Annotated in this window: 25 protein-coding genes and 1 riboswitch; of the genes, 20 read left to right on the top strand and 5 right to left on the bottom strand. The window is 72.2% G+C overall.

The annotated features are described in order from the left end of the window. The first annotated feature begins 790 nt into the window (after positions 1-790). The 9 genes from AC0AIB_RS27685 (at position 791) to truA (ending at position 6,572) form a co-directional block, all read left to right on the top strand. Positions 791-1,414, top strand: a complete 624-nt coding sequence (locus AC0AIB_RS27685) for a DUF1707 SHOCT-like domain-containing protein (RefSeq protein WP_328342864.1) — start codon at positions 791-793, stop codon at positions 1,412-1,414. A gap of 316 nt (positions 1,415-1,730) precedes the next feature. Further along, on the top strand, positions 1,731-1,952 hold the full coding sequence (gene infA / locus AC0AIB_RS27680; protein ID WP_007073013.1) for a translation initiation factor IF-1: 222 nt from the start codon (positions 1,731-1,733) through the stop codon (positions 1,950-1,952). 92 nt (positions 1,953-2,044) lie between these two features. Further along, positions 2,045-2,158, top strand: a complete 114-nt coding sequence (rpmJ, locus tag AC0AIB_RS27675; RefSeq protein WP_043965539.1) for a 50S ribosomal protein L36 — start codon at positions 2,045-2,047, stop codon at positions 2,156-2,158. A gap of 265 nt (positions 2,159-2,423) precedes the next feature. Next, positions 2,424-2,804, top strand: a complete 381-nt coding sequence (gene rpsM, locus AC0AIB_RS27670; protein WP_091241981.1) for a 30S ribosomal protein S13 — start codon at positions 2,424-2,426, stop codon at positions 2,802-2,804. Between the two features lie 88 nt (positions 2,805-2,892). Next, entirely contained in the window at positions 2,893-3,300 is a 408-nt protein-coding gene (gene rpsK, locus AC0AIB_RS27665) for a 30S ribosomal protein S11 (protein ID WP_030329919.1), read from the top strand. Between the two features lie 14 nt (positions 3,301-3,314). Further along, the gene (gene rpsD, locus AC0AIB_RS27660; protein ID WP_067301470.1) at positions 3,315-3,941 is read left to right on the top strand and encodes a 30S ribosomal protein S4; all 627 of its coding nucleotides are present in this window, start codon (positions 3,315-3,317) and stop codon (positions 3,939-3,941) included. Positions 3,942-4,037: 96 nt separating this feature from the next. Then, positions 4,038-5,060, top strand: a complete 1,023-nt coding sequence (locus AC0AIB_RS27655) for a DNA-directed RNA polymerase subunit alpha (protein ID WP_007073009.1) — start codon at positions 4,038-4,040, stop codon at positions 5,058-5,060. A gap of 34 nt (positions 5,061-5,094) precedes the next feature. After that, positions 5,095-5,667: a 50S ribosomal protein L17 gene (rplQ, locus tag AC0AIB_RS27650; RefSeq protein WP_067301474.1), complete on the top strand. Its 573-nt coding sequence runs from the start codon at positions 5,095-5,097 to the stop codon at positions 5,665-5,667. Positions 5,668-5,741: 74 nt separating this feature from the next. Further along, on the top strand, positions 5,742-6,572 hold the full coding sequence (gene truA, locus AC0AIB_RS27645; RefSeq protein ID WP_465097790.1) for a tRNA pseudouridine(38-40) synthase TruA: 831 nt from the start codon (positions 5,742-5,744) through the stop codon (positions 6,570-6,572). 32 nt (positions 6,573-6,604) lie between these two features. Here truA and AC0AIB_RS27640 read toward each other — a convergent pair whose 3' ends face one another. After that, positions 6,605-7,417, bottom strand: coding sequence for a TrmH family RNA methyltransferase (locus AC0AIB_RS27640; RefSeq protein ID WP_328342872.1), 813 nt, complete (start codon positions 7,415-7,417; stop codon positions 6,605-6,607). A gap of 8 nt (positions 7,418-7,425) precedes the next feature. Next, positions 7,426-8,235: a phytanoyl-CoA dioxygenase family protein gene (locus AC0AIB_RS27635; RefSeq protein WP_328342874.1), complete on the bottom strand. Its 810-nt coding sequence runs from the start codon at positions 8,233-8,235 to the stop codon at positions 7,426-7,428. A gap of 152 nt (positions 8,236-8,387) precedes the next feature. Here AC0AIB_RS27635 and AC0AIB_RS27630 point away from each other — a divergent pair, with 152 nt between their 5' ends. Then, positions 8,388-8,882, top strand: a complete 495-nt coding sequence (locus AC0AIB_RS27630; protein ID WP_465097789.1) for a GyrI-like domain-containing protein — start codon at positions 8,388-8,390, stop codon at positions 8,880-8,882. An 83-nt stretch (positions 8,883-8,965) separates the two neighbouring features. On the opposite strand, the gene AC0AIB_RS27625 is transcribed toward AC0AIB_RS27630, so the two are convergent. After that, positions 8,966-10,093, bottom strand: coding sequence for a hypothetical protein (locus tag AC0AIB_RS27625; RefSeq protein WP_328342878.1), 1,128 nt, complete (start codon positions 10,091-10,093; stop codon positions 8,966-8,968). Positions 10,094-10,228: 135 nt separating this feature from the next. Between AC0AIB_RS27625 and AC0AIB_RS27620 the strand changes: the two genes are divergently transcribed. The 3 genes from AC0AIB_RS27620 (at position 10,229) to AC0AIB_RS27610 (ending at position 13,604) form a co-directional block, all read left to right on the top strand. After that, positions 10,229-10,834, top strand: coding sequence for a class I SAM-dependent methyltransferase (locus AC0AIB_RS27620; RefSeq protein ID WP_328342880.1), 606 nt, complete (start codon positions 10,229-10,231; stop codon positions 10,832-10,834). 41 nt (positions 10,835-10,875) lie between these two features. Beyond that, entirely contained in the window at positions 10,876-12,555 is a 1,680-nt protein-coding gene (locus tag AC0AIB_RS27615; protein ID WP_328342882.1) for an ABC-F family ATP-binding cassette domain-containing protein, read from the top strand. 86 nt (positions 12,556-12,641) lie between these two features. Then, positions 12,642-13,604: an aldo/keto reductase gene (locus tag AC0AIB_RS27610; RefSeq protein WP_328342884.1), complete on the top strand. Its 963-nt coding sequence runs from the start codon at positions 12,642-12,644 to the stop codon at positions 13,602-13,604. Between the two features lie 6 nt (positions 13,605-13,610). Here the strand turns inward: AC0AIB_RS27610 and AC0AIB_RS27605 are convergent, their stop codons facing one another. Beyond that, positions 13,611-14,159 (bottom strand): hypothetical protein, encoded by a 549-nt coding sequence (locus tag AC0AIB_RS27605; protein ID WP_465097788.1) that lies wholly within the window; start codon positions 14,157-14,159, stop codon positions 13,611-13,613. Between the two features lie 77 nt (positions 14,160-14,236). Continuing rightward, positions 14,237-20,065: a ThuA domain-containing protein gene (locus tag AC0AIB_RS27600; protein ID WP_465097787.1), complete on the bottom strand. Its 5,829-nt coding sequence runs from the start codon at positions 20,063-20,065 to the stop codon at positions 14,237-14,239. Positions 20,066-20,402: 337 nt separating this feature from the next. After that, positions 20,403-20,512, top strand: a riboswitch (TPP riboswitch). On the opposite strand from AC0AIB_RS27600, the gene thiE reads away from it, so the two are divergent. The 7 genes from thiE to thiC all read left to right on the top strand — a co-directional run bounded on the left by thiE (position 20,507) and on the right by thiC (position 26,350). After that, the gene (gene thiE, locus AC0AIB_RS27595) at positions 20,507-21,133 is read left to right on the top strand and encodes a thiamine phosphate synthase (RefSeq protein ID WP_328342890.1); all 627 of its coding nucleotides are present in this window, start codon (positions 20,507-20,509) and stop codon (positions 21,131-21,133) included. (Overlaps the previous riboswitch by 6 nt.) Beyond that, positions 21,127-22,275 (top strand): glycine oxidase ThiO, encoded by a 1,149-nt coding sequence (gene thiO, locus AC0AIB_RS27590; protein ID WP_465097786.1) that lies wholly within the window; start codon positions 21,127-21,129, stop codon positions 22,273-22,275. The genes thiE and thiO overlap by 7 nt, the downstream gene beginning before the upstream one ends. Then, a complete protein-coding gene (thiS, locus tag AC0AIB_RS27585) occupies positions 22,266-22,466 on the top strand; it encodes a sulfur carrier protein ThiS (protein WP_328342893.1) in 201 nt (66 codons plus the stop codon). Before thiO ends, thiS begins: the two co-directional genes overlap by 10 nt. 5 nt (positions 22,467-22,471) lie before the next feature. Continuing rightward, the gene (locus tag AC0AIB_RS27580; protein ID WP_465097785.1) at positions 22,472-23,242 is read left to right on the top strand and encodes a thiazole synthase; all 771 of its coding nucleotides are present in this window, start codon (positions 22,472-22,474) and stop codon (positions 23,240-23,242) included. Then, a complete protein-coding gene (locus AC0AIB_RS27575; protein WP_465097784.1) occupies positions 23,239-23,955 on the top strand; it encodes a thiamine phosphate synthase in 717 nt (238 codons plus the stop codon). Before AC0AIB_RS27580 ends, AC0AIB_RS27575 begins: the two co-directional genes overlap by 4 nt. Then, positions 23,952-24,740: a bifunctional hydroxymethylpyrimidine kinase/phosphomethylpyrimidine kinase gene (gene thiD / locus AC0AIB_RS27570; RefSeq protein ID WP_328342897.1), complete on the top strand. Its 789-nt coding sequence runs from the start codon at positions 23,952-23,954 to the stop codon at positions 24,738-24,740. Before AC0AIB_RS27575 ends, thiD begins: the two co-directional genes overlap by 4 nt. 17 nt (positions 24,741-24,757) lie before the next feature. Next, positions 24,758-26,350 (top strand): phosphomethylpyrimidine synthase ThiC, encoded by a 1,593-nt coding sequence (thiC, locus tag AC0AIB_RS27565; RefSeq protein ID WP_328342899.1) that lies wholly within the window; start codon positions 24,758-24,760, stop codon positions 26,348-26,350. Positions 26,351-26,360: the final 10 nt, after the last annotated feature.

Raw genomic sequence — 26,360 nt, 5'->3', positions numbered from 1 at the left:
GACTCATGACCCCATCCTGGGCCGTCACGACGTCAACAGCAGTATTCAACGCTTCTCGATCCTGAACTCGCCCTGTCCGGCGGACTTGCTACGAGCCGCTGGCCCCAACTCACCCTGACAGACAGGGTGAATCGGAAACGTCATCAGCTCCAAAGCGTCGGCGACATGTGTGGGTGGGGCGGAGGCGGCGCGACGACCGGGGCCGCAGCGGTACGGGTCGGCGGGCGGGGGGCCGGCACGGATCTGGGCCGGCGAGAGTATGGGCCGGCGTGGGTGTGTGGGTGTGGGCTGGCGTGGGCGTGGGCCGGCGTGGGTGTGTGGGTGTGGGCTGGCGTGGGTGCGGGCTGGCGGGGGAATGAGCATGGGCCGGCGTGGGCCGGTGTGGGCATGGGCCGGCGTGGGTGCGGGCCGGCCGGGGCATGAGCACGGGCCGGCATGGGACGGCATGGACATGGACGGGCGGGAGTGGGGGTGAGGTGGGGGTGGCGTGGGCAAGCGTGAGCGGGAGTGGGCGGGAGTGGGGGTGAGGCGGCGGGGAGTGGCGGCCCGCGTGGACATGGGCCCGCACGGAGACGAACTGGTGGGGTCGTAGGTCGGTGGGGTCGTGGGTGGTGGGGACACGATTCGGGTGGGGTCGTGGGTGGTGGGGACACGATTCGGGTGGGGTCGTGGGTGGTGGGGACACGATTCGGGTGGGGCCGTGGTTGGCGAGGACCGAGCCGGTGGCGGTGCCGGTCGGCGTCGCTGGACCCGGAGTGTCATGCTTGCCGGCATGGAGGGGCGGGATCGGATGAGGGCGGCTGACACCGACCGGGAGGCGACCGCGGAGCGGCTCCGGCTCGCCCTGGAGGAGGGCCGGCTCGATCTGCACGAGTACGACGAGCGCCTGCAGCGGACGTACGGGGCGAAGACCTACGCGGAACTGGACACGGTGCTGGCGGATCTGCCGGGACCGGCCTCCGCGCAGCGGTCCGCCCTGGCGCCGGTCGGTCCCGGCGCGGCCCCGGCGATACCGCCGGAGCCGGTCGGTCACGGCTCTGCGGCGGGTCCCGGGCAGGGTGCCACGACCGGGCAGGGTGCCACGACCGGGCAGCCGGTGGACGGGGAGCTGGCGGCCGGCGGACCGACCGGTGCCGTCTCCGGACGCTGGTTGGCCGAGGTGTGGGGGCCCTGGCTGCGGGTCGCGGCCATCCTGACCGCTATCTGGGCGATCTCCGCACTCGGCAGCCGGGACCTGCTGTTCTACTGGCCGGTATGGGCGCTCGGCCCGTGGGGGGTCGTGTTGCTCTTCCGTACCGCGGGTGGGTTCGCCACCGGGGCGCCTGCGCGGGACGTAGCCCGGCGGGACCGGCGGCGGGCGGGCCGGGCTGTCCGCCGGCGGGAACGCCGGGAGCGGCGCCGGCACGATCGCTGACGTCGAGCGGGGCCTGCTGTGGGTCGGGACGGGTGGGAACGTCGTCCCAGAACAGCCGGGCCGGCACGAGGCTCTCGGGGCGGGCCTGGTGTCCGTTTTCGTCCGAGTGGGTGACGCCACGGGTGGCCGGTTTGGCGACGGCCCGTAGGCGGGCGTAGACTTTCAGATCGGCGCACAGCGTCCACTCCGGCATGCCCACCCCGCGCTTCGGTGGGAGCTGGAGCCGCGGCTGGCGCGGGTCCCCGATGACCATCGGAAGACCCGTGTAAGACGTTGTGGGCCGTCCGGAGCAACCGACGTCAGGACAGCGGAGTACATGCCGAAAAAAGACGGAGCCATCGAGATCGAGGGTCGGGTCATCGAGCCTCTGCCGAACGCAATGTTCCGGGTGGAGCTCGCGAACGGCCATAAGGTGCTGGCTCACATCAGCGGCAAGATGCGGCAGCACTACATCCGCATCCTGCCGGAGGACCGGGTCGTCGTCGAACTCTCGCCGTACGACCTGACCCGCGGGCGCATCGTCTACCGCTACAAGTAAGCCTGACGGCGGCCGGGAAGTCCCCGTGTCCGTCTTCGACGTCCGGAGTCGCGGTCATCGCGTCGCCGGGCCAGATGGGAAGTAAGGCAACCGTGAAGGTCAAGCCGAGCGTCAAGAGGATCTGCAACAAGTGCCGGGTTATCCGCCGGCACGGCCGGGTCATGGTGATCTGCAGCGACCCGCGCCACAAGCAGCGCCAGGGCTGATCCGATCCCGCCTTCCGTGACTTACGGAGGGCGGCGGACCGGTCCGGGTCGCGCAGATCCGACGACAACACGTCACCAGCTCGTCCCAGCCGCGGAACGTACGCATGCGTATCTTCTCGTGGCCAACCCCCGGTCGGAGGCCGGGGCCCGCTCGGGCAGCGGCCGTCCGGTCGCCGGCGCATCTCGCGCCGGAGGCGGACAGGTCGGTAGCGGGATGGGACGGGTCCACACCTCCGCCACAACATCACGAGGAGTACGCCCGCACATGGCACGTCTAGTCGGCGTGGATCTCCCCCGCGAGAAGCGGATGGAGATCGCGCTCACCTACATCTTCGGGGTCGGTCGCACCCGTGCCCAGGAGACGCTCGCCGCCACCGGCATCTCGCCGGACAAGCGCGCTCGGGACCTCACGGACGAGGAGCTGGTCCAGCTCCGCGACCACATCGAGTCGAACTACAAGGTTGAAGGCGACCTGCGCCGCGAGGTCGCCGCTGACATCCGCCGCAAGGTCGAGATCGGCTGCTACGCCGGCATCCGGCACCGCCGGGGCCTGCCCGTGCGTGGCCAGCGGACGCGGACCAACGCCCGCACCCGCAAGGGCCCGAAGCGGACCGTCGCCGGCAAGAAGAAGCCCGGCAAGAAGTAAGACGTAGACCGGAATACGGGTCTGGGTCCGCCGAGCTAGGCCAGGCCGCAACCTGTATCGGGAAGTCAACTAGGAGCGCAGAAGACTTATGCCACCGAAGGCTCGTGCCGGAGCCGCTGTCAAGAAGGTCCGGCGCAAGGAACGCAAGAACGTCGCCCACGGGCAGGCGCACATCAAGAGCACCTTCAACAACACCATCGTGTCCATCACGGACCCGACCGGTGCGGTCATCTCCTGGGCCTCCGCCGGCCAGGTGGGCTTCAAGGGCTCCCGCAAGTCGACCCCGTTCGCCGCGCAGCTGGCCGCCGAGGCCGCCGCGCGTCGGGCGATGGAGCACGGCATGCGCAAGGTCGACGTGTTCGTCAAGGGCCCCGGCTCCGGCCGGGAAACCGCCATCCGCTCGCTGCAGGCCGTCGGGCTGGAGGTCGGCCAGATCGCCGACGTCACCCCGCAGCCGCACAACGGGTGCCGTCCGCCGAAGCGTCGTCGGGTCTGAGAGGTTAGAGAGAGATGGCTCGTTACACCGGTGCTGACTGCCGCCGTTGCCGGCGGGAGAAGATGAAGCTGTTCCTCAAGGGCAGCAAGTGCGATGGTCCGAAGTGCCCGTTCGAGTCCCGGCCGTTCCCGCCCGGGCAGCACGGTCGTGGCCGCACGAAGGAGACGGAGTACCTGCTCCAGCTCCGCGAGAAGCAGAAGGCCCGCCGCGTGTACGGCGTGCTGGAGAAGCAGTTCCGCGGTTACTACGAGGAGGCGGTGGCCAAGCAGGCCAAGACCGGTGAGGTCCTCCTGCAGATCCTCGAGTCGCGCCTCGACAACGTGGTCTACCGGGCCGGTTACGCGCACTCGCGGGACATGGCCCGCCAGCTTGTCAAGCACGGTCACTTCACCGTGAACGGCAAGAAGGTCGACATCCCGTCGTACCGGGTCAAGGAGCACGACATCATCGAGGTCCGGGGCAAGAGCAAGGAGCTCACCCCGTTCATCGTGGCGCAGGCCCAGGCCGGCTCGAAGACGGTTCCGGCGTGGCTGGAGGCGATCCCGAGCCAGATGAAGGTCCTGGTGCACTCGCTCCCGGCCCGTCAGGTGATCGACACCCAGGTCCAGGAACAGCTGATCGTCGAGCTCTACTCCAAGTAAGGGCTCGTTGCGGTGGCCCGTCCTCCGGGGCGGGCCACCGGAACGGTTTGTGTCGTGGGCGTCATATAGCGGGCGCCCCGGAAGAGAAGAGAAGAAATGCTCATCAGCCAGCGACCGTCTCTCTCCGAAGAGTCGATCAACGAGACCCGCTCCCGGTTCACCATCGAGCCGCTGGAGCCCGGCTTCGGCTACACCCTGGGCAACTCGCTGCGGCGTACGCTGCTGTCGTCCATCCCGGGTGCCGCGGTCACCTCGATCAAGATCGACGGTGTGCTGCACGAGTTCACCACGATCCCCGGGGTCAAGGAGGACGTGGTCGAGCTCGTCATGAACATCAAGGAGCTCTGCGTCAGCTCCGAGCACGACGAGCCGGTCAGCATGTACCTGCGCAAGCAGGGTCCGGGCGACGTCACCGCGGGCGACATCCAGCCCCCGGCCGGCGTCTCGGTGCACAACCCCGACCTCAAGCTCGCCACCCTCAACGGCAAGGGCCGGCTCGACATGGAGCTGACCGTCGAGCGGGGTCGCGGCTACGTGACGGCGGCGCAGAACAAGCAGGCCGGCGCCGAGATCGGCCGGATCCCGGTCGACTCGATCTACTCGCCGGTGCTGAAGGTGACGTACCGCGTCGAGGCGACCCGCGTCGAGCAGCGGACCGACTTCGACCGGCTGATCATCGACGTCGAGACCAAGCCGTCGATGGGCCCGCGTACCGCGCTGGCCTCCGCCGGTTCGACGCTGGTGGAGCTCTTCGGGCTGGCCCGGGAGCTGGACGAGACCGCCGAGGGCATCGACATCGGGCCGTCCCCGCAGGACGCCCAGCTGGCGGCGGACCTGGCCCTGCCGATCGAGGAGTTGGACCTCACCGTCCGCTCCTACAACTGCCTCAAGCGCGAGGGCATCAACTCCGTTGGTGAGCTGATCGGGCGTACCGAGGCCGACCTCCTCGACATCCGGAACTTCGGTCAGAAGTCGATCGACGAGGTCAAGATGAAGCTCGCCGGGATGGGTCTGGGGCTGAAGGACTCGGCCCCGAACTTCGACCCGGCACACGTCGTGGACGCCTTCGGTGAGGCCGACTACGACACCGACGACTATCGCGAGACCGAGCAGCTCTAGTCCGCGCTGCCGCCACACCTGAGGAGCACCAAGCATGCCCACGCCCACCAAGGGCCCCCGCCTCGGCGGCAGCCCCGCGCACGAGCGGCTGATGCTGGCCAACCTGGCCACCGCGCTGTTCCAGCACGGCAAGATCCAGACCACCGAGACGAAGGCCCGGCGGCTGCGTCCGCTGGCCGAGCAGCTCATCACCAAGGCCAAGCGGGGCGACCTCGCCTCCCGTCGTCGGGTGCTGGGCGTCGTCAAGGACAAGGACGTGGTCTACTCCCTGTTCGACCAGATCGCGCCCCGGTACGCCAACCGCAACGGTGGTTACACCCGGATCGTGAAGACCGGTCCGCGCAAGGGTGACGCCGCTCCGATGGCGATCATCGAGCTGGTCGAGGAGCTTCAGGTCGCCGAGCCCAAGGCGAACAAGAAGACCGCCGCCCGCAAGAGCGCCCAGCAGGACAAGGTCGAGGCGCTCGCCCCGGCCGAGGAGACCCCGGCGGCCCCGGCCGACCAGGACTCCGAGGCGCCGGTCTCGGCGTCCGGTGACACCGCCGCCGCCCGCGAGGACAGCGACGAGGCCACCGAGACCAACGAGGCCACCGAGAACAAGGCCTGAGCACCGGCAGCATCGTCGGGCCCGGCATCCCTTCCTGGGGTGCCGGGCCCGACGCCGTCGAGGGGAGGTACGAGGTGGACGAGCGGATCCGGCTGCGGCTGGACGTCTCGTACGACGGCACCGACTTCTCCGGCTGGGCCGTCCAGCCGACCCGGCGCACAGTGGCCGGGGTGCTGGTCGAGACAATGGACCTGGTGCTCGGGGCGGGCACCGTTACCGGGTTGACAGTGGCCGGCCGGACGGACGCCGGGGTGCACGCCGCCGGCCAGGTCTGCCACCTCGACCTGCCCGGCGGCGTCTGGCGGGAGCATCGGGGACGGCTGCTGCGCCGGCTTGCCCGGCTGCTCCCCGGCGACGTACGGGTCCGGGCGATGACCGAGGTGCCTGTCGACTTCGACGCCCGCTTCTCGGCGACCTTCCGCCGCTACGAGTACCGGGTGACCGACGCCCCATGGGGCACCGAGCCGCTGCGTCGGCGGGACATCCTCGCCTGGCCCCGCCCGCTGGACCTGGTCGCGTTGCAGGCGGCGGCGACCGGCCTGGTCGGGGAGCACGACTTCGCCGCGTACTGCCGGCGCAAGGAGAACGCCACCACGCTGCGTGAGGTGACCCGGCTGGACTGGCGGCGGGACCCGGACGGCATCCTGGTCGCCACCGTGCAGGCCGACGCGTTCTGCCAGGCGATGGTGCGCAGCCTGGTGGGGGCGATGCTGACCGCCGGGGACGGTCGACGCCCGGTCGACTGGCCGGGTGGCCTGCTCGCCCGGCGGGAGCGGTCCAGCGAGGTGACAGTCGCGCCGGCGCACGGGTTGACCCTGGTCGCCGTCGGTTACCCGGACGACCCGGCCGAGTACGCCCGCCGCGCCGACCGGACCCGCCGGCTACGCCTTCCCGTGGAGTCCTAGCCCGGTCAGCCCACCGCAGCGTCGCGGTTGCGCTACCGGCGGGCGGCAGCGTTGCGCTGGCGTGCCGACTCGTAGAGCACGACGGTAGCGGCGGCCGCCGCGTTCAGGGAGCTGGCGGCCCCGGACATCGGGACCCGGATGAGCTGGTCGCAGGCTTCACGCCAGCCGACGCTGAGACCGGTGGTCTCGTTGCCGATCAGGGTCAGCGTGGGTTGCGTGAAGTCGTACTCGGCGGCATCAAGTGCGGCGTGCTCATCGGTACCCGCGATGCCGATGCGGATACCGTCGGCGCGCACGTCGGCGACCCAGGACAGCACGGCCTGGTGCGAGGGCGCCCTGACCACGGGCAGCGCGAACACCGAGCCGGTGCTCGCCCGCACCGCCTTCGGGTCGTACACATCGGCGGCATGGCCGGTGACGATGACGCCGGACGCGCCGAAGGCGTCTGCGGACCGGATGAGTGTCCCGATGTTGCCGGGGCTGGTGGGCCGGTCGAACACGACGGTGAGCATGGTCGGTCCGGTCGGGATGCGGCACAGATCGTCCTCCGGTAGGGCGACCACGGCCAGCAGCTCCGGAACCGTGTCCGCCTTGCCGCCCAGCTCATGCATCAGGTCGGGGGAGACGGCGTACCTCTCGGCCTGGACGGTGTCCAGGGCTCCGCGTGCCCAGTCGGACAACTGGACGTCGGCGTCGTGGAGCAGCTCCCGGACCTGCCAGCCGTGTTCGATGGCCATGGTGATCGGGCGTACGCCCTGCACGAGGAATTCGCCGCGACGCTGCCGCTTGGTCCGGTTGCGGAGCAGAGCCTCCCACTGCTGGAATCGCGCGTTGCGGCCACTCACCCGCCCCCTCACCGTTGTCCCCGCCTTCCCGGTACCTCAGGAGCGGGGGTGTCCTGCCCGAGTCCTCGGCGGATCGCGATCTCCACGGGCGAGTACGCACCGTCGGCCCGTTCCAGCTCGTACGGTGCCGCCGGCATCAGCGGCGGCTGGGCCATGAAGCGCGGCCGCGTCCCGTGGTGCGGTTGCGCCGCGTGCACCAGGAACGGATGGCAGAGGAAGACGTCCCCCGGAGAGCCGGTGGCCAGGGCGAGTGGCCGGTGGTCCGACGCCGCCACCAGCTCGGGCGCGAGGTCGAGCCCGCTCGCCCCGTCCTCCCCGTACCTCTCCAGCACGTTCGGCACGTCGAGGTGTGAGCCGACCCGGATCCGGGTCGGAGCGTCCTCTGCGCCGACCTCGCTGAACAGGAACAACATCAGCAGCGCCCGGCCCTGGGAGCGAACATTCGTGAAGTACCAGCTCGCACCCTCCGGCAGATAGCTGCCCTCGATGTGCCAGCCCGCGTCTTCCGGCTCGTCCCGGTGCGGGAAGCGCAACGGGAACGTGCCCAGTGAGTAGCGCGGCTCCCAGCGTCCCGCGCCGACGAGCAGGTCGTACGCGTGATGGAGGAACGGAGAATTGGGTGCGGCGGCGAACGGCCCCTGCGCCATGCCGGGCACCCAGTGCACGGGCTGCGTCCAGGTGGCGGGGTCGTCCGGATCGCAGCCGGTCTCCCGCCACAGCAGCCGCGCGCAGTCGGCGGCCACGCGCGGCGCGACGGCGCCCGCCAACTTCACGAAGCCGTCGCGAAGGAACCGGGATACCAGTGTCGTGTCGTCCATGCCCCCATCGTGTGGTGGCACCGCTCCCGACCGCCCGACACCTTCCGCTCCGCTTCCGTCGGGTACGCCGCATCAGCGCCGGTCACGATACGGAGGCACTGTCGCCCAGCACCACGGCCCAGGTTCCGCCCACTGCCGAAGGGAACGAACGCATGGAAACCCGCATCGTCGACCGTCCCGCATTCCGGCTCGTGGGGCATGCTGCCCGGGTTCCCCTGATCCACCGAGGCGTCAACCCGTACGTCCAGCAGCACATCGCGGCGCTGCCGGCTGAGGAGCACCTGCGCTTGAAGACACTCGGCGACGTTGAGCCGGGCGGCCTGCTCGCGGTCTGCGACGACCTCGACGCGGACTACGGCGAGGGCAGTGAGTTGACCTACCTGCACGGGGTCGCCGTGTCCCCGAGCACGCCGGTCCCGGCCGACCTCGACGTCATCGAGGTCCCGGCGGGCCGCTGGGTGGTCATCCGGGCTGTGGGGTCGCATCCGCGGATCCTGCAGCAGACCTGGGCCGCGGTCGCAACCGAGTGGTTTCCCTTCACCCCGTGGCGCCTGCGGCCGGGCCCGGAGATCGTCGCGGTGCCCGAACCGGCGGACGCCCCCCGCACCACGACACGCGAACTCTGGCTGCCCGTCGAGCCGGCGTAGCGACCGGTCCCGCTGTCGGGGCCGAGCCGGCAGTTCAGGAGACGGAGACCCGGACAGGACGGCCGGGCCTCCGCCAGCGGGTGTCAGTCGCCGGGTAGCTCGTCGGTGTCCGGGTCGTCGCGGCGCGGGGTGGCGGACGGGGTTGCGGTCTTCGATTCTCCGGCGCGCGGGGTGGCCGAGCGCCCGGTGGTCTTCGGATCGGGTTGGTCCACGCTGACGCCGCCCGCCCGGCGGTCCAGCACGCCCTTGTCGAGATGCAGTTCGACCAGGTCGTAGATGATCTCGCGGATGCCGGGGTCACCTGCCGGGACGGCACCGCCGTCCTCCCGGGTCACCAGGCAGTAGGCGACGTAGTGGCCGCGTACCTGCCAGGCGACGCGGGCGGCGGCGGTGGCGATGGACTCGGTGTCGTCCCCCGTGGGCATGCCCCGGAACCGGCCCCGCCGGTCGTCGAGCAGCGGCCGGATCCGGTCCCGGACACGCTGGGCGGTGGCCAGGTCGGTCAGGTTGAACAGGCCGGCGGTGACCAGGTGGTCGTCGTCCGGGGAGCGCAGCGTGGCCCGGACCACCTGGCTGCAGCCGAGGGTGACAAGCAGATCGGCGATCTCACCGGTGGCCGCGACGGCGCAACTGCCGCTGGACTGGGTCTTGAGCACCTGGTACTCGTGCCGGTCGGCGCCGACGACCAGTTTCTTGTCCGGGAAGACCTCCTTGACCGTCAACGGCTGCCGGTCGGTGCCCCGGGAGTCCAGCGGGCCGGCGGCGACCGGGGCGGCGGTGCTCGGCGGCGCGGTCGGCGTGGCCTGCCCGTTCTGCGCCGGGTCGTCGGTGGAGGTGCGGTCGATGAGCAGGACGGCTCCGCCGAGTCCGCAGAGGCCGAACAGCATCAGCACGGCGGCCCCACCGACGACGACCTGCCAGAGCCGGCCACCCCGACCGTCACCGGTGCGGCGGGACCGGGGGCCGTCCGATGCGGACGTGTGGGTGTGACCGTGGGCGCCCGTGGGCGGCACCTGGACGGAGGAGCGGACCGGGACGGGGTCGGCGGCCGGGAGGGCCGGCCGGTTGGCCCGGGGCAGTGAGGGGGCCGGGAAGCGGGACGGGGAGGGTCCGGCCGGTGCGGTCGGGGCGGGCTGGAACAGCGGTAGATCCGCCCCGGGCTGCGGGTTCTCCTCAAACGCGTCCTCAGCGGACTCGTACCGATATACCATGTCGCTCAGAGTAGGGTTCATCGCCTCTTTAGGTGATAAAACCGGGAAAAGTGTACGTGGGCGCGTCGAATCCACTTCGCCGTTCGCCGGCAGGCTGGCGGCGGGCTGGCGGCGGGCTGGTGGAAGAATGCCCCGGTGACCGGCGACCACTACTTCACCCCGGAGCCCAGCGCCCCGGCCCGCCCCCGCGAGGTCGAGTTCCACGTCGCCGGGCGTGACTACGCGCTGGCCTCCGCCAGCGGCGTCTTCTCCGCCGCCCGGCTCGACCCCGGCACCGCCGTTCTGCTGCGCAAGGCCGACCTGCCGACCGCCGCGACCGGCGGCCACCTGCTCGACATCGGCTCCGGGTTCGGGCCGATCAGCTGCGTGCTGGCCGACCTCGCCCCGACCGCCACCGTGTGGGCGGTCGACGTCAACGAGCGGGCCCGTGCGTTGACCGCCGCGAACGCCGCCCGGATCGACGCCGCCGACCGGGTACGCGCGGTCGCCCCGGACGAGGTGCCGGCCGACGTCACCTTCACCCAGGTCTGGTCCAACCCGCCGATCCACATCGGCAAGCCCGAGCTGCACGGGCTGCTGCGCCACTGGCTGCCCCGGCTCGCCCCGGACGGTGTCGGCTGGCTGGTGGTGGCCCGGCACCTAGGCGGCGACTCGCTGCACCGCTGGCTGTCCGACGAGGGCTTCGCGGTGACCCGGCACGCCGGCCAGAAGGGCTACCGGGTGCTGCGGGTCACCCGGTAATCCGGTGTCGCCCGGCCCCGCGCCTCGGGCAGGATGCCGGCGTGGGATACGTGGACGTGGCAGCGGTCGGGCACATCCTCCCGGACGGTCGGGAGCTCTTCTCCGACGTGTCGTTCCGGGTCGGTGAGGGTGCCAAGGTCGCCCTGGTCGGGCCGAACGGCGCCGGCAAGACGACGCTGCTGCGGATGGTCGCCGGTGACCTGCCGGTGCGCACCGGCGCGATCGCCCGCTCCGGTGGGCTCGGGGTGATGCGGCAGTTCATCGGCATGATCGGCGACGAGTCGACGCTTGCCGACCTGGCCCTGTCGCTGGCCCCGCCGGCGCTGCGCGACGCCGGTCGCCGGCTCGCCGACACCGAGCAGGCCATGCGGGCGGCCGAGCTGCGTGGCAAGTACAGCACCGCCGCCGGCAAGGCCCAGCTGGCGTACGCGGACGCGCTTGCCGCCTGGGGCGAGGCCGGCGGGTACGACGCCGAGGTGCTCTTCGACACCGTCACCACCACCGTGCTCGACCTGCCCTGGGACGCGTCCCGGGACCGGCCGGTGCGGACCCTCTCCGGGGGCCAGCAGAAGCGCTTCGCCCTGGAGCTGCTGCTGCGCGGCACCGAGGAGGTGCTGCTGCTCGACGAGCCGGACAACTTCCTCGACGTGCCCGGCAAACGCTGGCTGGAGCAGCGGCTGCGCGAGTCCGCCAAGTCGGTGCTGTACGTCTCGCACGACCGGGAGCTGCTGGCGCACACCGCCGACCGGGTGGTCGCCGTGGAAGGGGGCAGCGCATGGGTGCACCCGGGCGGCTTCGCCAGCTGGCACGAGGCCCGGACGGCCCGGCACGCCCGCCTCGACGAGCTGCGCCGCCGCTGGGACGAGGAGCACCAGAAGCTGCGTGAGCTGATGCTGATGTACAAGCAGAAGGCCGCCTACAACGACGGGTTGGCCTCCCGCTACCAGGCCGCGCAGACCCGGTTGCGCAAGTTCGAGGAGGCCGGGCCGCCGCCCGTACCGCCGAAGGACCAGGACATCCGGATGCGGCTGGCCGGCGGGCGGACCGGCAAGCGCGCGGTGATCTGCGAGCAGCTTGAGCTCGACGGCCTGACCTACCCCTTCGACCTGGAGCTGTGGTACGGCGACCGGGTGGCGGTGCTCGGTGCCAACGGCACCGGCAAGTCGCACTTCCTGCGCCTGCTGGCCCGGGGCGGCACCGACCCCGACCCGGCCAACGGCCCGGTCGACGGGGCCGCCGCACTCGCCCCGGTGGCCCACGGCGGAGCGGTCCGGCTCGGCGCCCGGGTCCGGCCGGGGCACTTCTCGCAGACCCACGACCGGCCGGAGCTGATGGCGAAGACCCTGGTCGAGGCGCTGTGGCGGGGCGACGAGCACCGGCAGGGGATGGACCGGCACGCGGCGATGGCGGCGTTGAGCCGCTACGAGCTGGCCGGTCAGGGAGACCAACGTTTCGGCACCCTGTCCGGCGGTCAGCAGGCCCGGTTCCTGGTGCTGCTGCTGGAGCTGTCCGGGGCCACCCTGCTGCTGCTCGACGAGCCGACCGACAACCTCGACCTGGCCTCGGCCGAGGCGTTGGAGGCGGGGATGGCCGCGTTCGCCGGGACGGTGGTCGCGGTCACCCACGACCGCTGGTTCACCCGCTCGTTCGACCGCTTCGTGCTGTTCCGGGGCGACGGCGACGTGGTGGAGACCCCGGAGCCGGTCTGGGACGTGGGCTGAGCCACCCGCATGGACCGTGAGGGGCCGACCACGCCTGGTCATCGGGCGGGGTCGTCGCCGGTCGGGGCCGGTCCGGCCGGCATAGGGTGGATCCCGTGACTGAGATGACCTACCGCCGGCTGGGCGACTCCGGGCTCGTGGTGTCCGTGGTCGGCATCGGCTGCAACAACTTCGGCCGCAAGCTCGACCTCGACGGCACCCGGGCGGTGGTCGACGCCGCGCTCGACGCCGGGATCACCTTCTTCGACACCGCCGACATCTACGGCGAGCCGCCGGGTGGCTCCGAGGAGCTGCTCGGGCAGGCCCTCAAGGGTCGGCGGGACGACGTGGTGCTGGCAACCAAGTTCGGCATGTCGATGGGCGGCCGCAACGGCCGCGACTTCGGGGTGCGCGGCTCCCGGCGGTACGTCGTACGGGCCGTCGAGGCGTCACTGCGCCGGCTCGGCACCGACCACATCGACCTCTACCAGCTGCACGAGCCCGACCCGGACACCCCGGTCGACGAGACGCTCGCCGCGCTGGACGACCTGGTCCGCGCCGGCAAGGTGCGCTACCTGGGCAACTCCAACTTCTCCGGTTGGCAGATCGCCGACGCCGACTGGACGGCGAAGACCCGGGGGCTGACCCGGTTCGTCAGCGCGCAGAACCACTACAACCTGCTGCACCGGGACGCCGAGGTGGAGATCGTCCCGGCCTGCGAGCGCTTCGGCCTGGGTCTGCTGCCGTTCTTCCCGCTGGCCAACGGGCTGCTCACCGGCAAGTACCAGCGCAACGCCGCCCCGCCCGCCGGCAGCCGCCTCTCCGGCGGTGGCCGGTACGCCGAGCGGCTGGCCGCCGCCCGCTGGGACACCATCGAGGCGCTGGAGTCGTACGCGTCGCAGCGGGGGCTCAGCCTGCTCCAGGTCGCCATCGGCGGGCTGGCCGCCCGGCCTGCGGTGGCCTCCGTCATCGCCGGGGCGACCACCCCCGAGCAGGTGCGGGCGAACGCTGCCGCCGGCACCTGGCAGCCCACCGACGCCGACCTCGACGCCCTGGACGCCCTGCTCTGACGGTCGTCAGCCGCCCAGCCCGGCCGGTTGGCCTCCGGGTCCGGGGTCGGCGCGGCGGCGACGCCACAGCAGCAGGGCCGCCCCGGCGACGACCACCACGAGGCCGCCGGCCAGCCACGGCCACCAGCCGGCCCCGGCCGCCTCCGCCCCGGCCGCCGGGCGCGCGGCGGCGACCGGTGACGGCGACTGGGCCACCCGGGCCTGCACCCGGGCGCTCGCCGTGCTGAGGTACGGGGCAGGTGCGCTGACAGTCACCCGCCAGTCGCCGGGGGAGAGCAGCGCACCGCTGCTGTAGAAGCCCTGCCCCTCTGCCGCCGGGGCGATCTGCACCGGCCCGGCCGTCCGGCCACCCTCGCCCTCGGCGGTCAGGGTGAGCAGCACCGGCTGGTCCAGGCGGTGGCCGTCGGCGTGCACGGCCTGCACGGTGATCCCGCCGGCCCCGTCACCGGCCACTGTCAGCTTCAACTTGCCGTCGTGCGCCGCCGCCGGACCCGCCGGCAGGGCCACCAGGCCCGCCGCGACCAGCGCGGCGGCGAAAACTCTGAAGGTACGCATCGACGTCCCCTTCCGATGTGGAGGGGCCGCCCCCACCGTCGGTGTCGACGGTGGGAGCGGCCCCGGTAGTGGTGGTGTTACAGCGAACCGCCCGCGGCGATCCGGGTGGGGTCGGCACCGAGCCGACCGGCCCCGTCCACCGACTTGTTGTCGTTCGCCTTGACGCCGGCCTTGGTGGCCGCGCCACCGAGCCGGACGATCATGGCGTCGGCGTCCCGGACCAGCACGTCCCGGACGTCGGTGTCGGTCACCAGGGCGGCATCGTTGGCCAACGCCTTGAAGGCGGTCAACTGCTGCACCGCCCGCTTGTCGTTGCCCGCCGCCTCGGACTCCCGCACCGCGTCCAGCTTGTTGGACAGCTGACGGTGCGCCTTGGTGGAGAGTCGTCCGGTCGCCTTGAACCGGTCCAGCAGGTTCTGCATGTCCCGGAACGAGGTGGTGACGTAGAACCGGACCGACGAGGTGGTGGAGTTGCCCGCCTTGTCGGTCGCGGTCACCTTCAGCTCGTGCAGGCCGAGCGGCAGCTCGTACAGCGCCTGCAGGGTGCCGCTGGCGTACGCCCGGCCGTCCAGCACGCCGGAGGTCGTCTTGATGCCGGAGGTCGGGTCGACCGCCTGCCACGAGATCCGGACGTCCTGGCTGTCACCGTAGAGCTGGCCGTCGGCGATGCCGGAGACCAGCAGCGTCGGCTTGGTGCCGTCGATCTTCACGACCGCCGACTTCAGCGACTCGACGTTGCCGGCGGCGTCGGTGGCCCGGTACAGCAGCTCGTGCGTGCCGTCCCCGGTCACCTCGACCGGCGTGGTGTACGCCGTCCAGGCGCCACCGTCGAGCGACCACTCCAGCTTCTTGACCCCGGAACCGGCGTCGGTGGAGGTGATCACCACCGGGACGGTGCCGTTGTGCCAGCCGTCGTCGTTCGCCGGGGCGAACGCCGCCGAGCTGACCGGCGCGGTGGCGTCGATCTTCACGGCGACCTTCTTCGTCGCCTCCACGTTGCCGGCGGAGTCGGTCGACCGGAACCGCACCTCGTGCGTGCCGTCCCCGGTGACCTGCACCGGCTCGGTGTACGCGGTCCACGTGGTGGCCCCGTCGAGCTGGTACTCGGTGCTCGCCACCCCGCTACCGCCGGCCTCGTCGGCAGCCGCCAGCGTCACGGTGACCGGGCCGTTGTGCCAACCCTCGGTCGGGGTGCCGGAGACGGTGGCCGTGGTCACCGGGGCGGTCGTGTCGGCCGCCTTGGTGGAGAGCCGGAAGTAGTCGAACGAGGCCGTCTTCGAGGTGGCCGCGTTCGCACCGAGGGTGAACAGACCGATCTTCGGGGTGGCCCCGACGGCGCTGTTCGTCACCGTCTCGAACGTGGTCCACTCCTGCCCGTCCGCCGAGTAGGACGCGGTGAAGGTGTCACCGGCCCGGGCCAGCCGCAGGTACCACACCGCCGAGGTCAGGTTGGAGACCTGCGGCTGCGGGTTCTGCGTCACCCCGGCGAGTTCGCCACGGAACTCGATCCGCCGGGAGGCCGTCTGACCGGCCTGGTTGTCCACGATGAAGTCCAACTTGACGTAGTTGTCGTCGTCGGCGTGGACGATCAGACCGGCCTGCTGGTACTGCTCGGCCAGCGCGCTGCCGTCGACCTTCGTCTCCAGGGTCCAGTCGCCGGTCGGCGCGGTCTGGAGGATGAAGTTCGTCGGCCCGGTGTTGCTGGTGCCGTAGATGTCACCCTTCGGCACGTCGATCTTCAGCGCGCCGTCGGCCACCCGGTAGGCGGCCGGGTCCTCTCGGAGCACCGCGTTCCACCGGCACTTGTCGAGCGTGGTGCCGGTGAACTCGTCAGACGGGGCGACCGGGCCGGCCGGGGCGTCCGGCGAGACCACGAACGAGTCGAAGACCGCGTCCACCACCGGCGCGGTGGTGCCGCCGTTGAGGGCGAGCAGCCCGATCCGCGGGTTGGTGATGCCGGCCAGCGCGGCGGACCGGCCGACCGGGGTGAACGTCGCACCGTCGGTGGAGTACGCCGCGGTGAGGTTGGTGCCGTCGCTGATCAGCCGCAGCCAGATGGTGTCACCGGCGGGTGCGGCCACGGCGTCGGCCGCGTCGTTGCGCGGGGTCGCCGCGGTCTCCCGGATGAACTCCACCTTGCGGGAACCGCCGTAGAGCAGGTCCACCTTGGCGTAGTTGTCGTCGTCGCCGTAGATCAGCAGGCCGGCCTGCTGGTAGTCGGCGGTGACTGGCACGGTGACCTTGGTGGTGGCCTGCCAGGCCCCGCTGGGTGCGGGCTGGAGCACCAGGTTGGTCGCGTCGTTGCGGGTGCCGTACAGGTCACCGGAGGCGGTGGGCAGCCGCAGCGCCCCGTCGGAGACCGAGTAGAGCTGGTTCTCCCGGACGACCGACCAACGGTCCTTGTTCAGGCTGTTGCCGGCGAAGTCGTCCGACCGCGCTCCGAGGCAGGAGTTGGTCGGCGCGTCCACCTTCACCGGGACGGTCGCGTACGACTTCGCGCCCCGCTTGTCCGTCACCGTCAGGGTGGCGGTGAAGGTGCCCGGGGTGGTGTACGTGTGGGTGGCGTCCAGGGTGGTCGCCGTCCCGCCGTCACCGAAGTCCCAGGCGTACGTCAGCGGGGTGTCGCCCTCGGCGTCGGTGGCCGTGCCCTTGAAGGCGACGGTGACCGGCGCGGTGCCGGTCGCCGGGGTGGCGGTGGCCGTCACCTGCGGCGGCGCGTTGTCGGTGACGCCCCGGCCGATGAAGTCCATCCAGTTGACGTTGACCAGCGAACCGGTGCCGCCGGCCGGGTCCTTGGCGACGAAGTACAGCGCGCCCTCGGCCGCACCGGTCACCGGCGCGGTCACGTCGACGAACTGCTGCCAACCGCCCGTGCTGGGCACGACGGCCGTCGCCACGATCGGGCCGTCGACGGCGCCGGCGTGCACGTCGATCCGACCGCCCTGGACCTCGGAGGCCGCCCGGAACCGGATCTGGTCGACCCCGGTCAGGTTGGCCGGGTCGAGCGACCACCAGTCGCCGTCCTCGATGAAGCCGATGTTCTGGCCGCCGCCGGCGGTGTCGGTGGTGGTCTCCTTCTGCACGCCCGGGTCACCGCCGCCGGTGCTGCCCGGGGCCCGACCGGTGGCCGTGAAGTACTCGGCCTGCTTGCGCTTGGGCTGGAGGATCTCGATCGCCCGGCCGGTCAGCGGGCCGGCGCTGCCGGAACCGCCGTCGTCGGTGTAGGTGGCCTCGAAGACCGCGAAGACGTTCGCCTCCGCGCCGTGCCCGGACGCCAGCGAGGTCTGCACGGTGCCGGTGCAGCCGGTGTGCTGCTCCAGCGGGTGGGCGTGCTCGTCGTGGCCGAGCAGCACCTGCAGCTGCACCCGGTCACAGTCGATGGCGCCGTCCTCCGGGTCGGTCACCTTGATCGTGTACTTGACCTGGTCGCCCCACTCGAAGAAGCCGCCGCTGGGCGGGAACTCGATGGTCACCGTCGGGGCGGTGTTGCCGACCGTCACCGGCACGTTCGCCACCGCGGTACGACCCTTGGGGTTGGTCACGGTGAGCTGGGCGGTGTAGTCGCCGGCGGTGGTGTAGGTGTGGGTGGGGTTTGCCTCGGTGGAGGTCTGCCCGTCACCGAACTTCCAGGCGTAGGTCAGCGTGCCACCGTCGGGGTCACGGGAACCGGCGCTGGAGAACTTCACGGTCAGCGGTGCGGCCCCGGAGGTGGGGTCGGCGCTGGCCTCGGCGATCGGGGCGCGGTCACCGGCGGTGTAGTCGATCCGGTAGACCCCGGAGTCGTCGTTGTTGCCGCCGAAGCCGGTGCCCCACTCGATCATGTAGAGCGCGCCGTCCGGCCCGAACTCGAAGTCCATCGGGCGGACCATCGGCATGCCGGTGAGCAGCTGGTTGATGTCGATCAGCGACTTGCCGTCCGCGCTGACCTGCATCGTGTACATCTTCGACTGGTTCCACTCGCCGAGGAGCGCCTTGCCGTCGTAGTACGCCGGCCACTTGCGGCTGGACGTGCTGTCGGCGTCGTAGCGGTAGACCGGGCCGCCCATCGGGGCGCCGCCGCCGCCGATCTCGGGGAAGCGCGGGTCGCCGGCGTAGCCGTAGTCCACCGTCGCCGCGATGGCCGGCGGCAGGTTGGTCAGGCCGGTGTTGTTCGGCGAGTCGTTCACCGGCGCGGCGCAGTCGAACTTCGCCCCGCTCGGCCCGGACGGGAAGGTGTAGTCGTTGTACGCCTTGTTGTTGCCGGTGCAGTACGGCCAGCCGTAGTTGCCGGCCGTGGCGACGATGTTCCACTCCACCAGGCCCTCGGGGCCGCGGTTCGGGTTGGCCGCCGAGGCGTCCGGCCCGTAGTCGGCGACGTAGAGGGTGTCGGTCTTCTGGTCGACGCCGATCCGGAACGGGTTACGGAAGCCCATGCCGAAGATCTCGGAACGGGTCTTCGCGGTGCCCGGGGCGAACAGGTTCCCCGTCGGGACGGTGTAGGTGCCGTCGTCCTCCGGGTGGATCCGGATCACCTTGCCGCGCAGGTCGTTGGTGTTGCCGGCGCTGCGCTGCGCGTCGTAGTCCTGCCGGCCGGCCCGCTCGTCGATCGGCGTGAAGGCGCTCGACTCGAACGGGTTGGTGTTGTCGCCGGTGGCGAGGTAGAGGTTGCCCTTCGAGTCGAAGGTCATGCTGCCGCCGGCGTGGCAGCAGGTGTTGCGCTGGGTGTCGACCTGGAGGACGACCTTCTCGGTGGCCTTGTCGATGGTGTCACCGTTGACGGTGAACCGGGACAGGTAGTTGCGCGGGGCGCCACCGGCCGGTGCGTAGTACAGGTAGATCCACTTGTTGGTGGTGAACTTCGGGTCGAGGCGGAGACCGAGCAGGCCGTCCTCGTTGCCGGTGAAGACGTCCAGTCGGACGGCGGTGACCGTGTTGCCGGTGTCCGGCTTCACGATCTGCACCCGGCCGTCACGCTCGGCGTAGAACACCCGGCCGTCCGGAGCGATGTCCAGCTCCATCGGGTTGTTGGTGTTGCTGTCCAGCGTGATCTTCTCGAAGTTCGAGGTCTTGGTGGCGCCGCAGTCGGCGTTCTCGACCCCGGCCGCGGTGCGGATGCCGCCGAGCAGGTGGGAGAGGAACTCCGGCTCGGTGTACGACGCCTGGGTGTGGCCGCCGCCGGTGTACCAGGACCGGCCGCCGTCGTAGTCCTGGCACCAGGCGGTGGGGTGGTCCGCACCCATCGCGCCGGCACCCGGGCTGTAGGACTTCTCGTCCAGGCTGGCCAGCACGTGCACCTTGGAGCGCGGGTTGGTGCGGAAGTTGTACCACTCGTCGAAGCGGGACCAGCGGTCCGGCAGGGTGGCGGTCGACGGGTGGGCGTGGTCCTCGACCTTGACGGTGGCCTGCTGGTTGGCCGGGTGGCCGGAGAAGTACGCGCCGACCAGGTTGCCGTACCAGGCCCAGTCGTACTCGGTGTCCGAGGCGGCGTGCACGCCTGCGTAACCGCCGCCGGCCTTGATGTAGCGCTCGAACGCGGCCTGCTGGGTGGCGTCGAGGACGTCACCGGTGGTGGAGAGCCAGATGACCGCCTGGTACTTCGCCAGGTTGGCGTCGTTGAAGGCGGCCCCGTCCTCGGTGGTGTCGACGGTGAACCCGTTGTCGGTGCCGAGCTTCTGGATCGCGGCGATGCCGGCCGGGATGGCGTCGTGCCGGAATCCGGCGGTCTTGGAGAAGACCAGGACCGAGAAGGGTTCGGCGGCGGCTGCCGCCGCTGGTGCGGGTGCCGGTGCGGCCTGTGGCAGGGCCGCCGCGGCGGGAGCGGCCTGGGCGGGGGTGCCGCCGATCAGACCGCTGGCGAGTAGGGAGAGGGCAAGTAGCCCGGCGCCCAGTGGGCCGCGACGTGCGCGGCGGTGGCGGGATGGAGACACTCCATGCTCCTTATGTCCGTGCTGGACAGTGGTGGGGGCATGGGGACGACTCGCCGCAGACCGTCCCCGGTCGGATGGGTGCGGGCCCGCCGAGGTCCGCATCGGTGGCGATCAGGTGCCGACCTCGTCGAGGCCGGTCACCGGAATAATGTCGATCGGTTGAACAAATTAGCGCCGCTGGATTGGTTTCCGGCAAGGCATGAGCATGTAACGATTCGGTATCGCCGACTCGCATTTCCGGCTTATGTGGAGAGAAGCCAAGAAAGGTAATCATAGACACTGCTGGATCGATGTAACACCCCTTGGCGGATCAGCGGATCTGTCGTACGGTGACAGGCACGTAACCCACGGGAGCCCGGTACACCGGGCTGAGAGGGGGGCTGAGAGCCCCCGACCGTCGAACCTGATCCGGGTAATGCCGGCGCAGGGAGGAGAGTTGCCGTGCCGTCCCTCGGCCGACTGCATCTGATCACCGACACCCGACCCGGGTGCGACCCGCTCGCCGTGCTGCGCGCCGCCCTCCCGGTAGCCCGCGCCGACCTGGTCGTCCAGGTCCGGGTCACCGACGGGACCACCGACCGGCAGGCGTACGAGCTGGCCCGGCAGGCGCGGGCGCTCTGCCTGCCGTACGGGGCGACGTGCCTGGTCAACGACCGGCTGCACGTGGCCCTCGCGGTGGACGCCGACGGCGGCCACGTCGGCGCGGACGACCTGCCCGTCGCGGCGGCCCGACGGATCCTCGGTGGTGCCGCCGTACTCGGCGCGACCGCCCGGGAACCCGGCGGCGCGGCGCGGGCGGTCGCCGCCGGGGCCAGCTACCTGGGCGTCGGTCCGTGCCACCCGACCAGCACCAAGACCGGCCTGCCCGACCCGATCGGCCCGGCCGGACTCCGCGCCGTCGCCGAGGCCGTCGACGTGCCGGTGATCGCCATCGGCGGGGTCACCGTCGCCACAGTCCCGGTGCTGCGGGCCGCCGGGGCGTACGGGGTGGCGGTGGTCGGGGCGCTCTCCGCCGCCGCCGACCCGGGGCGGGCCACCGCCGAGCTGATCGCGGCGCTGACGTGTTGAGCGGCCCGGACGTCGCCGTCGTCGGGGCGGGGCCGGTCGGGCTGGCGATCGCCTGGCGCTGCGCCGCCCGCGGCCTGCGGGTGACCGTGCACGATCCGGCCCCCGGCTCCGGCGCGTCGCGGGTCGCCGCCGGGATGCTGGCCCCGGTCGCCGAGGCGTACTTCGGCGAGCGGGAGCTGACCGGGTTGCTCGCCGAGTCCGCCGCCCGCTGGCCGGGCTTCGCCGCCGAGCTGACCGAGGCCGCCGGCACCGGGTTCGGGTACCGCACCGACGGCACCCTCGTCGTCGGGCTGACCGGGGACGACCTGGCCGAGGCGCGCCGGCTCTGGTCGTACCAGCAGGGGTTGGGATTGCCGATCACCGCGCTGCGCCCGTCGGAGCTGCGGGACCGCGAGCCGGCGTTGACCCCGCGACTGCGCGGCGGCGCGGTCGCCCCCGGTGACCACCAGGTCGACCCGCGTCTGCTGGTCGCCGCGCTGCGGGTCGCCGCCGAACGGGCCGGCGCGGCCCTGGTCCCCGGCGCGGTGACCCGGCTGGCCGAGCTGGCCGCGCCGGTCGTCGTGGTCGCCGCCGGCTGCGGGGCCGCCGCGCTCACCGGGCTGCCGGTCCGCCCGGTCAAGGGCCAGGTCCTGCGGCTACGCGCGCCCGATCGCCGTCCGCCCGGCTTCCGGCACGTCATCCGCGGGTACGCCGACGGCGAGTCGGTCTACCTGGTGCCTCGCGACAGCGGCGAGGTGGTGGTCGGGGCGACCGTCGAGGAGCGTGCCGACACCGAGGTGACCGCCGGTGCGGTGCTGCGCCTGCTCCGCGCCGCCGTCGACCTGGCCCCGGAGTTGGCCGAGTACGAGCTGGTCGAGGCCGTCGCCGGGCTGCGCCCCGGCACCCCGGACAACGCGCCGATCCTCGGGCCGCTGCCCGGCCGGCCCGGAGTGCTCGCCGCCACCGGCCACCACCGGCACGGCATCGTGCTCACCCCGGTCACCGCCGACCTGATCACCGAGCTGATCGTCAACGGCGAACCGGACCCGCTGCTCACCCCCTTCACCGCCGACCGGTTCGCCGCCCCGGCCGGGGCGCGGCCGACGGCCGGCGGCGTCGGACGGGACCGGCACACGGCGAACGAGGAGGAGACGTGCGACTGATCGTCAACGGTGTCGGCCGGGAGCTGGCCGGCGGATCGACCGTCGCGGACCTGGTCCGGGCCGTCACCGAGCAGCGGCGCGGCCTCGCCGTCGCGGTCAACGGCGAGGTGGTTCCCCGGGGCGGCTGGCCGGGCGCCGTGCTGCGCGACGGTGACCGGGTCGAGGTGCTCAGCGCCGCCCAGGGCGGGTGACCGGGATGCCCCTCACCATCGCCGACCAGACCTTCACCTCCCGGCTCATCCTCGGTACCGGCGGCGCGGCCAACCTGCACGTGCTGGAGCAGGCGATCCGGGCCTCCGGCACCGAACTTGTCACCCTCGCCCTGCGCCGGGTCGACACCGCCCCCGGCACCGCCGGTGGCCTGCTCGACCTGCTCGACCGGTGCGCGGTGCGGCTGCTGCCCAACACCGCCGGCTGCTACACCGCAGGGGAGGCGGTGAAGGTGGCCCGGCTGGCCCGGGAGGCGTTCGACACCGACTGGGTGAAGCTGGAGGTGATCGGCGACGAGCGGACCCTGCTCCCGGACGGGGTGGAGCTGCTGCGGGCGGCCGAGGAACTCGTCGCCGACGGCTTCGTCGTGCTGCCGTACACCTCGGACGACCCGGTGCTGGCCCGTCGGCTGGCCGACGTCGGCTGCGCGGCGGTGATGCCGGCCGGCGCGCCGATCGGCTCCGGCCTCGGGGTGACCAACCCGCACCACATCCGGCTGATCCGGCAGGGCGTCGACGTGCCGGTGATCCTCGACGCCGGGATCGGCACCGCCTCCGACGCGGCGCTCGCCATGGAGCTGGGCTGCGACGGGGTGCTGCTGGCCAGCGCCGTCACCCGGGCCGCCGACCCGACGGCGATGGCCACCGCCATGCGGTACGGCGTCCAGGCCGGACGGCTCGCGTACACCGCCGGGCGGATTCCCCGCCGCTTCCACGCCCTCGCCTCCACCCCCGACGACGGAAGGCCCGACCTGTGACCCGCCCCGCCGCCACACCCGTCCCCCGGCCGGCCGGGGTGGTGCTGCTGACGGACCGACGGGCGGCGCGCGGCGACCTCGTCGACGTCGTCGCGAAGGCGGTACGCGGTGGCGTGCGGTGGGTGGTGCTGCGGGAGAAGGACCTGCCCCGCGCCGGTCGGCTGGCGCTCGCCGTCGACCTGCGGGCCGTCCTGGCCGAGGCCGGCGGCACCCTGATCGTCGCCGGCCCAGACCCGCTCGGCGACGGCTCGGCTGGCCCTGACCCGCTCGGTCGGGGTCCGGGCGCTGCCGGTGGGGCGGTGCATCTGGCAGCGCCCGGGCCGTACCCGCCGCCGGCCGTCGGGCTCGTCGGTCGGTCCTGCCACGACGCGGCGGAGCTGGCCCGACTCACCACCGAGGACTACGTGACGCTCTCGCCGGTCTGGACCACCCGCAGCAAACCCGGCTACGGCCCACCCCTGCGCCCGGACGGGCTGCGCCGGCTCGTCCGGATCAGCCCGGTGCCCGTGTTCGCCCTGGGCGGCATCGAGACCCCGGCACAGGTGACGGCCTGTGTCGGAGCGGGCGCGGTCGGGGTGGCGGTGCTCGGCGCGATCATGCGCGCCGCCGACCCGACCGGGGTCGCCGCCACCCTCACCAGCGCCTTCCCTTCGACCCCCCGCCCGACGGACCGCATCCCGGTCGGCGGGGCGTGGCCCGAGGAGACGACATGACGCCCACGACCGTGCTCACCATCGCCGGCTCGGACTCCGGCGGCGGGGCCGGCATCCAGGCCGACCTGAAGGTCTTCGCCGCCCTCGGCGCGTACGGCACGAGTGTGCTGACCGCTGTCACCGCGCAGAACACCCGGGGCGTGGACGCCGTGCTGCCGCTGCCCCCGCGCACCGTCACCGAGCAGCTCGACAGCGTGCTCACCGACTTCGCGGTGCGCGCGGTGAAGACCGGGATGCTCGGCACCCCGGCGGTAGCCGACGCGGTGGCCGAGGCGGCGAAGGCGGGCCGGCTGCCGCACCTCGTCGTCGACCCGGTGCTCGTCGCCACCAGTGGACACCGGCTCGGGGTGGTGGCGGCGGTCGAGCGGCTGCTGCCGTACGCCCGGGTGGCGACGCCGAACTGCGCGGAGGCCGCCGCCCTCACCGGACGCCCGGTGGACACGGTCGAGGAGATGGTCGTGGCGGCGCAGGACCTGGCGGCCGCCGGCCCGGAGTTCGTGGTGGTCACCGGCGGTGACGTGGACGCGGCCGGCGAGTCGGTCGACGTGCTGGCCGGCGGCGGGGCGACCACCCTGCTCCGCGCACCCCGGGTGGACACCCGGCACAGCCACGGCACCGGCTGTTCGTTCTCGGCGGCGATCGCCGTCCGGCTGGCGGCCGGTGACCCGGTGCCGGTCGCGGTCGCCACCGCCAAGGAGTACGTCACCCGCGCGCTGACCGGCGCGCGGGGTTGGGAACTGGGCGCGGGACGCGGCCCGCTGGACCACTTCGGCTGGTCCCGATGACCATCAGGGAGGCTGTCATGCAGGCACGTCGCAAGGTCTACGTCGAGGGGGCCCGGCCGGACGTCCGGGTGCCGTTCGCCGAGGTGGAGCTGACCGGGGACGACCCGCCGGTACGGCTCTACGACACCTCCGGCCCCGGCTCGGACCCGGAGGTGGGGCTGCCGCCGCTGCGCGGGCCGTGGATCGCCGCCCGGGGGGACGTGGCCCCGGTCCGGGGCGCCGGAACCCCGCTGGCCGGCGTCGACTCCCAACGCCCCACCCAGCTCTGCTACGCCCGCGCCGGGATGGTCACCCCGGAGATGGAGTTCGTGGCGATCCGGGAGGGCGTGCCGCCGGAGTTCGTCCGGGACGAGATCGCCGCCGGGCGGGCGGTGCTGCCGCTCAACGTCAACCACCCGGAGTGCGAGCCGGCGATCATCGGCAAGGCGTTCCTGGTGAAGGTGAACGCCAACATCGGCACCTCGGCGGTCACCTCGTCGGTGGCCGAGGAGGTGGAGAAGCTGACCTGGGCCACCCGCTGGGGCGCGGACACCGTGATGGACCTGTCGACAGGCAAGCGCATCCACGAGACCCGGGAGGCGATCGTGCGCAACTCGCCGGTGCCGATCGGCACGGTGCCGATCTACCAGGCGCTGGAGAAGGTCGGCGGCGACCCGGTGAGGCTGAGCTGGGAGGTGTTCCGGGAGACCGTCATCGAGCAGGCCGAGCAGGGCGTCGACTACATGACGGTGCACGCGGGGGTGCTGCTGCCGTACGTGCCGCTGGCGGTGGACCGGGTCACCGGGATCGTCTCCCGGGGCGGTTCGATCATGGCGGCCTGGTGCCTGGCGCACCACGAGGAGAACTTCCTCTACACCAACTTCCGCGAGCTGTGTTCGCTGCTGGCGAAGTACGACGTCACGTTCTCGCTCGGCGACGGGCTGCGACCCGGCTCGATCGCCGACGCCAACGACGAGGCCCAGTTCGCCGAGCTGCGTACCCTCGGCGAGCTGACGACGATCGCCTGGGAGTACGACGTCCAGGTGATGATCGAGGGGCCCGGCCACGTGCCGATGCACAAGATCAAGGAGAACGTGGACCTCCAGCAGGAGTGGTGCCACCAGGCACCGTTCTACACCCTCGGCCCGCTGACCACCGACATCGCGCCCGCGTACGACCACATCACCTCGGCGATCGGGGCCGCCATGATCGGCATGTTCGGCACCGCGATGCTCTGCTACGTCACCCCCAAGGAGCACCTCGGCCTGCCCGACCGGGACGACGTCAAGGCCGGCGTGATCGCGTACAAGATCGCGGCGCACGCGGCCGACCTGGCCAAGGGACACCCCGGCGCCCAGGCCTGGGACGACGCGCTGTCCAAGGCGCGGTTCGAGTTCCGCTGGGAGGACCAGTTCAACCTGTCACTGGACCCGGAGACCGCGCGCGCCTACCACGACGCGACGCTCCCCGCGGAGCCGGCGAAGACCGCGCACTTCTGCTCCATGTGCGGCCCGAAGTTCTGCTCCATGAAGATCACCCAGGAGCTCAAGGAGTACGCCGCCCGGGGCATGCAGACCAAGTCAGCCGAATTCCGCTCCACCGGCAACCGCGTCTACCTCCCCCTGGCCTAACCCCCACCCC

The organism is Micromonospora sp. DSM 43699, assembly GCF_055517075.1.
Note: the sequence above shows the minus strand (reverse complement) of the source record. Positions and strands in the feature narration are given on the sequence as shown.

Coding starts and splice junctions, on each gene's coding strand:
- AC0AIB_RS27685 (WP_328342864.1), top strand. CDS start 791: ATGAGGGCGGCTGACACCGACCGGGAGGCGACCGCGGAGCGGCTCCGG.
- infA (WP_007073013.1), top strand. CDS start 1,731: ATGCCGAAAAAAGACGGAGCCATCGAGATCGAGGGTCGGGTCATCGAG.
- rpsM (WP_091241981.1), top strand. CDS start 2,424: ATGGCACGTCTAGTCGGCGTGGATCTCCCCCGCGAGAAGCGGATGGAG.
- rpsK (WP_030329919.1), top strand. CDS start 2,893: ATGCCACCGAAGGCTCGTGCCGGAGCCGCTGTCAAGAAGGTCCGGCGC.
- rpsD (WP_067301470.1), top strand. CDS start 3,315: ATGGCTCGTTACACCGGTGCTGACTGCCGCCGTTGCCGGCGGGAGAAG.
- AC0AIB_RS27655 (WP_007073009.1), top strand. CDS start 4,038: ATGCTCATCAGCCAGCGACCGTCTCTCTCCGAAGAGTCGATCAACGAG.
- rplQ (WP_067301474.1), top strand. CDS start 5,095: ATGCCCACGCCCACCAAGGGCCCCCGCCTCGGCGGCAGCCCCGCGCAC.
- AC0AIB_RS27635 (WP_328342874.1), bottom strand. CDS start 8,235: ATGGACGACACGACACTGGTATCCCGGTTCCTTCGCGACGGCTTCGTG.
- AC0AIB_RS27630 (WP_465097789.1), top strand. CDS start 8,388: ATGGAAACCCGCATCGTCGACCGTCCCGCATTCCGGCTCGTGGGGCAT.
- AC0AIB_RS27625 (WP_328342878.1), bottom strand. CDS start 10,093: ATGGTATATCGGTACGAGTCCGCTGAGGACGCGTTTGAGGAGAACCCG.
- AC0AIB_RS27605 (WP_465097788.1), bottom strand. CDS start 14,159: ATGCGTACCTTCAGAGTTTTCGCCGCCGCGCTGGTCGCGGCGGGCCTG.
- AC0AIB_RS27580 (WP_465097785.1), top strand. CDS start 22,472: ATGCCCCTCACCATCGCCGACCAGACCTTCACCTCCCGGCTCATCCTC.
- thiD (WP_328342897.1), top strand. CDS start 23,952: ATGACGCCCACGACCGTGCTCACCATCGCCGGCTCGGACTCCGGCGGC.
- thiC (WP_328342899.1), top strand. CDS start 24,758: ATGCAGGCACGTCGCAAGGTCTACGTCGAGGGGGCCCGGCCGGACGTC.